The 6,644-nt window shown below is 63.3% G+C and carries 7 protein-coding genes; all 7 read left to right on the plus strand.

The window, feature by feature from the left end; all coding sequences use genetic code 11:
- Window positions 1-29 precede the first annotated feature (29 nt).
- On the plus strand, window positions 30-1,013 hold the full coding sequence (locus NUW13_11815) for a transglutaminase domain-containing protein (protein MCR4439708.1): 984 nt from the start codon (window positions 30-32) through the stop codon (window positions 1,011-1,013).
- Between the two features lie 21 nt (window positions 1,014-1,034).
- Window positions 1,035-2,708, plus strand: a complete 1,674-nt coding sequence (gene ftcD, locus NUW13_11820) for a glutamate formimidoyltransferase (protein MCR4439709.1) — start codon at window positions 1,035-1,037, stop codon at window positions 2,706-2,708.
- A gap of 13 nt (window positions 2,709-2,721) precedes the next feature.
- Entirely contained in the window at window positions 2,722-4,155 is a 1,434-nt protein-coding gene (locus tag NUW13_11825; protein MCR4439710.1) for a M14 family zinc carboxypeptidase, read from the plus strand.
- 10 nt (window positions 4,156-4,165) lie between these two features.
- On the plus strand, window positions 4,166-5,194 hold the full coding sequence (locus NUW13_11830) for a PfkB family carbohydrate kinase (protein ID MCR4439711.1): 1,029 nt from the start codon (window positions 4,166-4,168) through the stop codon (window positions 5,192-5,194).
- A 189-nt stretch (window positions 5,195-5,383) separates the two neighbouring features.
- Complete coding sequence (locus tag NUW13_11835; protein MCR4439712.1) at window positions 5,384-5,833, plus strand: thioredoxin family protein; 450 nt, start codon at window positions 5,384-5,386, stop codon at window positions 5,831-5,833.
- Between the two features lie 43 nt (window positions 5,834-5,876).
- Window positions 5,877-6,416 (plus strand): peptidylprolyl isomerase, encoded by a 540-nt coding sequence (locus NUW13_11840; GenBank protein MCR4439713.1) that lies wholly within the window; start codon window positions 5,877-5,879, stop codon window positions 6,414-6,416.
- Window positions 6,413-6,644: hypothetical protein (locus NUW13_11845; GenBank protein MCR4439714.1), on the plus strand; the 232-nt coding region annotated here is incomplete at its 3' end. The genes NUW13_11840 and NUW13_11845, both read left to right, overlap by 4 nt.

Genomic DNA, 6,644 nt, shown 5'->3' on the forward strand with positions numbered 1-6,644 from the left:
CTCAGCCTGTGGAGACGCGCCCGTTGGTTGTGTACAGCAATCCGCGGACGTGGCAGGCAGACTTTGTGTGGAAGGGAGTGGTTAAACCTTCCAGTAGGCAGGGTGAGGCGCCACGCCCAGGCAAGGGCGGCGAAACGGCAAGGCTGTACGTGTGGGTCAGTCGTCCCCGCACCTGGGATGAGCAGTGGGCACATGAGCCACAGTGGAAGGGGACAAGACCCACCATGTCGATCTTGGAGCCCGCGCATGGCAACCGCATCGATGTGTGGGCCAAAGATGTGACCCCCGGCGGCGACTCGCTCGTCATCCGCCGCAGCATGCGAATCACCTCGTTCGAGGTCGATTACGCCATCGACCCGCAGCGCGTCGGACCCTATGACCGGCGGAGCCAGGTGGTACGTCGCTACACTGGGTCAGAAGGCGGGATTCAGGCGGGCGGCGAGGTGCGCAGGACCGCGCGCGAGGTGGTTGGCGAGGAACGGAACCCTTACTTGCGCGCCAGACTCATCTTCAGGTGGATCGTAGCCAACATGAGCTACGTGGAAAGGTCGGAGCGCCACGATGCGTTGGAGGGGTTGCTGGCGCGCCGTGGCGACAGCGCGCAGCTGGCAATGGTCTTTGTCGCCATGTGCCGCGCGCTGGACATCCCGGCGCGCCTGGTCTGTGGGCACTGGACCACTGGCGACCGTGGCGCGCACGTCTGGGCGGAATTCTACCTTCCCAACTACGGCTGGGTACCTGCCGATCCGGCCTCTGCTGAGCTCGCCAGTCCTCAGGAGGCAGGAGAGCAAGTGCTCAAACGCTTCTTCGCTCACGTGGACAACGAGCGCATCGTCATTTCCAAAGGGACGAACATCATGCTGTGGCCACGGGTGACTGGGAAGTGGCTCAAGGACTTTGGCATAGAGGCAAACGGCACAGTGCGCTTCATGCTGATCGCTGACTTTGCCCTGCAAGGTGGGGAAGGCAAGGTGAAGCACAGCTTTGTCTGGTCATTCGAAGAGAGAGATTGAGACGACGAGCGGAGAGGATGGATGCAGCAACTGGTCGAGTGTGTACCGAACTTTAGCGAGGGGAGAAATGGCGCCGTCATCGATGCCATTACCCGGGAGATTGCCGACACCGAGGGCGTTAAGCTACTCGATGTCGATCCAGGAGCCGATACCAATCGCACCGTGGTGACGTTTGTGGGCACGCCGGCAGGGGTAGTGGAGGCTGCCTTCAAGGCGATCCGACGGGCCGCCGAGCTCATCGACATGAGCAAACACCGCGGCGCCCACCCGCGCATCGGTGCTACCGATGTGTGCCCTTTTGTTCCCTTAGCTGGGTGCACCATGGGCGACTGCGTGGCGTTGGCGCGCCAATTGGGTGCCCGTGTCGGCGAGGAACTGGGCATCCCGGTTTATCTTTATGAAGAGGCTGCCACCCGTCCGGAACGGAAGAATTTGGCGGACATCCGCCAGGGAGAATACGAGGGCCTGCCAGCCAAGCTCAAGGACCCGGCCTGGGCGCCGGATTTCGGGCCGGCGGTATTCAACCCCAAGACCGGGGCCACGGTCATCGGCGCGCGTGAATTCCTCATTGCCTACAACATTAATCTCAATACCCGCGACCGCCGCCTGGCCCAGGAGATCGCCTTGAACATCCGCGAGAGCGGCCGTTTGCAGCGCGACGCAGAGGGCAACATCCTTCGCGATGAGCAGGGCAACGCGCTGCGCAAGCCCGGCAAGTTTCAGGCGGTCAAAGCGGTTGGCTGGTACATCCCCGAGTACAAACAGGCCCAGGTGTCCATCAATTTGGTGAACTACAAGGTCACGCCGCCCCATGTGGTCTTCGACGAGGTGTGCCGCGAGGCCGAACTGTTGGGGTTGCGCGTCACCGGCAGCGAGCTGGTAGGGCTCATTCCCCTGGAGGCGCTGCTCATGGCCGGGCGCTACTACCTGGAGAAGCAGGGGCGCTCGTCAGGGCTCCCGGAGAGGGACTTGGTGGACATCGCCGTTCGCTCACTTGGTCTCAACGATATCTCGCACTTTGAGCCGGAGAGGAAAATCATCGAATACCAGATGGGGGAGCGACGTGGGCCGCTGGTGCGCATGGGCGTGGCGGACTTTGTCGATGAGCTCTCCACCGAGTCGCCCGCGCCTGGCGGTGGCAGTGTGGCGGCGCTCGCCGGTGCGTTGGCCGCGGCTCTGGCAGCCATGGTGGCCAACCTGAGCGTGGGCAAAAAGGGATACGAAGGGGTGGCCAGTGAGTTGAAGGAGGTGGCTACCAGGGCACAGGAGCTCAAGGATGCCCTGTTAGCAGCCGTGGACGAAGACACCCGCGCCTTCAATCGCGTGATGGACGCGTTCGCTTTGCCAAAGAACACCGAGGAGCAGAAGCAGGCGCGCCAGGCCGCCATTCAGGAGGCAACCCGCGGCGCAACCCAGGTGCCGCTGCAGGTGATGCAGCATGCGGTACAAGCCTTGGAACTGGCAGCGCCGGTGGCAGAGAAAGGGATGAGCAGTGCTGCCAGCGACGCTGGCGTCTCGGCCCTCATGGCCAGGGCTGCCGTGGAAGCGGCGGCACTCAACGTGCGCATCAATCTTGGCTCGCTGGAGGATCAAGAATTTGTCGCCACAAGCAGGGCCTCTGCAGAGCATCTGGTTACCGTGGCGCGCAGTCTTGCCGAGCGCGTGCTGAGTGCCGTTGAGGGTAAGCTCTCCTGAGGAGCCGCCGCGGATGGACCCCGCCCGCTTCTGGCCAGGCCTCTGTCTGGCGGCTGGCCTCTCGTTCATGGTGGCTGCCTGTCGTCCAGAGGCCCCACAGCTCACCGCGCAGGTGGAGTTGACCGCACCGTGGGTGCTGGATAGCTTGCGGGCCATGCCCGGCGTGCGCGTCGTGGCAGTGGAGGAGCGGAGTGCGTTGGTGCGCCTCAACGAGCGCCAGTTCCTGAGGCTGAGCCGGCGCGGGTATGAGCTGGCGCTGGTTGTCCCTCTGCGCCAAGCACCCCAGATCCCGTCCTGGTATCCGCAGCGTGCGCAGGTGGAAAGTCGGCTGGAGGCACTGGCAGACTCATTTCCTCAATTGGCACTCCGAGTGCAGATTGGAAGGGCCCCGGCAGGCCACCCTGCAATTTGGGCGCTCAAGATTTCCGACAATCCTGCCAGCGAGGAAGACGAACCGGCCGCCATTTTCTATGGGGGTCTTCACGCCCAGGAGGCGCTCGGGGTGATGGCCTGCCTGCGCCTGGCAGAGAGCCTGTGCTCCCGCTACCATGCAGATAGCAGCTTGCGGAGCCTCGTGGACAATGCCGAGATTTGGGTCTTGCCTCTGCTGAATCCCGAAGGCTACGAGCTGGTGCTGAGCCGGCGGATTGCGTTTCCCTGGTGGCGCAAGAACGTGCGGGACAACAACGGCAACGGCATCTTCGAGCCGGCGTATGATGGGGTGGACCTCAATCGCAATTTCGGTTTCAACTGGGAAACAGGAGGCAGTGGCGATCCCGGCAGCTGGTACTATCGGGGCCCGCAGCCGTTTTCGGAGTGGGAGACTGCGGCCGTGGAGAGCCTGGCGGTGGCGCGGCGCTTCGTGGTGGGCATCAGCTTCCACAGTCATGGGCGGAAAGTGCTCTACCCCTGGAGCAACGCCCCTGAGCCACCCGATGCCAAACTGCTCAAGGAAATGGCCCAATCCCTGGCGAAATCTATGCGGGCAAGCGGCGGGCACTACGAGGCGCTTCCCCTCAATGGGCAGTCAGGGCAGAGCTCGGTGTGGCTCTACGGTGCCTTGGGGACGCTAGACTTTACCGTGGAGCTGGGAACCGAGTACTTCCCTGAGGCGTCAGATGCGGAAAAGGAGTTGCGCGGTGCAGTGCAGGCCGCCATTGGCTTGCTTGCGCGACTCGCCGGTCCTGGCGTTCGTGGGCAGGTGGTGGATGCGGCTACAAAGACGCCGCTCCATGCCCACGTCGCTGTCGCAAATCTTGACAATGACGCTGTTTGGCCGCGCATGACAGACCCGAAGACTGGCCGGTTCTATCGGCTGCTGGAACCAGGCGTGTACGAGCTGGTCGTGTCCGCCAAAGGGTACCGCCGCAGACGCCTTTCCGTACGCCTCCATGACGGGCCGGCGGTGGACAGGGTGGTCGCGCTGCAAACCGACCAGGGCACCTGAGGGAGCGCTTTTGAGGCCAAGCAAGTCCACAGGAGAGGTCACGCGGGGGAAAGATGCTGCTCCGGTGCGTCTCTTTGATTGCGTCGGCATCGGGGTCTGCGCGGTGGACCACGTGTCGCTCCTGGAGCGCTATCCGCACGCCAACGAGAAGACCGAGGCCCTCGCCTACACGGTGCAAGGAGGAGGGCCGGTGCCGACCGCCTTGGCCACTGCGGCGCGGTGGGGGGCCAGCTGTGCCTACATCGGCAAGGTGGCGAAGGATGCCGAGGGGGATTTCGTGCTGACGCAGCTTGCCCGCTTCGGCGTGGACACCAGCATGGTGGTGCGCTCGCCGCGAGGTTTCACCCCGCGCGCCATGATCTGGGTCGAGCAAGGCACTGGGCAGCGCACCGTGGTGCTCAATCGGCCAGCAGGGCTCGGACTCAGGCTGCGGGAGGTCAGGCGCACGCAGGTGCTCCGTGGCCGCATCCTCCATCTGGACGGCAGGGAGAGCAAAGTGGCCATAGCCGCAGCGCGATGGGCCAGGCGCGCCGGACGCACGGTAGTCTGTGACCTGGGCAGCCTGCGGGACAACACTGAGCTCCTCCTGCAGTACGTAGACTACGCCGTGGTGTCCACCACCTTCGTGCGGCAGCTGTTTGGCGACTGCGACCTTGCGCTGGCCGCGCAGCGACTCTTGGACTTCGGGCCACGTGCGGCGGTGGTTACTGCTGGTGAGCAGGGGTGCTGGTGTGCGAGCAATGGCCGGCTCTTCCACCAGCCTGCCTTTGCGGTCACGGCGGTGGACACCACGGGTGCCGGCGACGTGTTCCACGGGGGCTTCATCTTCGGTTTGAGCCGGGGGTGGGAGCTTCCCCGCGTGCTACGGTGGGCAAGTGCGGCCGCCGCCCTGAAATGCACCAAGCTTGGGGGCCAGGCGGGGATCCCAACATTGGCCGAGGTGAAGAAGTTCCTGGTCGAGGCGGAGCGGAGAGAGATTGTCGAGGCTCACCAGTTGGCGGGCAAGGCCGGCCGGGAACCACTGCCCTCCGCCAGGTGAGTGCTGCAGGCGGTGGCCCGGCGCTGTGGCCGGAAAGGTGCCCTTCTGACTGCTGTCGCTGGTGGCTTCCGCAAGTGAAGAAGGTGAGCGTTCTCCGCTGCTGCCGACGTGACAAGGAAGACAGGGGTTTGCGCTGGCCACCATGGGAGAATGGCGGCGGTTCAGGTTTGACAAGCGATGAGGTGAAGCATGCGATCGAGAGCAGTGCTGTGGGCGATGCTGGCAGTGGTTTTCTTCGTCGGTGGATGTTCTCACAAGGAAAAGAATCCGACCCAGGGTATCCCTTGGCTGTATGACATCGAACAAGGGATCGCGCTGGCGAAGGCGCAGGGCAAGCCGCTCATGGTGGACTTTATGGCAACGTGGTGCCCGCCGTGCAAGGCAATGGAGGACTCGACCTTCAGCAACCCTGAGGTCATCCGCAAGGCGGCAGAGTTCATTCCGGTGCGGATCGATGTCGACAAGCAGGGCCAGGTGGCGAACAAGTACAACGCTAACGCGCGGAAGTACAACGGGGTGGGTATCCCGAACGTGCTCTTCATGACCCCTGAGGAGCAGGTGCTGGTGCACCCCATCGGCTATCGCTCACCGCAAGCGTTCCTGGCCGTGATGGATTCGGCACTGGCACTGTGCAAATAGCGGCCAAACAGAGGACTCGTCCAACGAAGCCAGGAGTATGAGGATGACAGGGAAGAGACTCATTCCGTGGAGTGTGCTTGCACTCACCGTGATTCTTGCTACGCAAGGCTGGGCGCAGCGCGTTGGCAGGGTGGTCTATGTCAACGCGGACAGCGAGAACCTGCGCGCGGCTCCGGCCGGGCAGATCATTGGTAAGGTAAATCGCGGTACGCCACTGGAAGTGGTGGAAGAGACCGACAAATGGATGCGCGTGCAGGTCACCGCTTGGATCTGGAAGGCCTCCGTCAACTATACGCGGTCCTTCGACAAGACCACTGCCCTCAGGGCGCTGCACATCCTGGTGAAGACTAAGGCAGAGGCCGAGGACATCCTCCGCCAGCTTCGCGAGGGTGCAGACTTTGCCGAATTGGCAAAGAAGAGGTCCATCAGTCCCACCGCGGCCTCAGGTGGGGATCTGGGCTACTTCGACCCCCAGGACTTTGACCCTGCCTTTGCCCAGGCCATCACTGCGCTCAAGGTGGGAGAGATCAGCGACATCGTAGAGACGAAGATCGGCTTTTCCATCTTCAAGCGGCTGAAGTGAAGGCGAACCGAGGCCTTCCGAGCGCAAGGGGTGAGCTCAGCACACGACCTGCGGCAGGTCTGGACAGGTGGCGGCTTGTCGTCTGTCAACGCAAGTGGCCGAACCGCCAAGATGATGAGCAGAACGCCGACTTTTTTGAACTGACTGAAATTTTTGACCTGGCCAGGCAAGAGCTTCCCAGTGGTGTCGTGGTCGGGCTGGTGGAGGAGTTGGGCGGGGGTGAGGGCA

The sequence above is a fragment of the candidate division KSB1 bacterium genome (assembly GCA_024655945.1).
Classification (GTDB): domain Bacteria; phylum Zhuqueibacterota; class Zhuqueibacteria; order JANLFK01; family Oleimicrobiaceae; genus Oleimicrobium.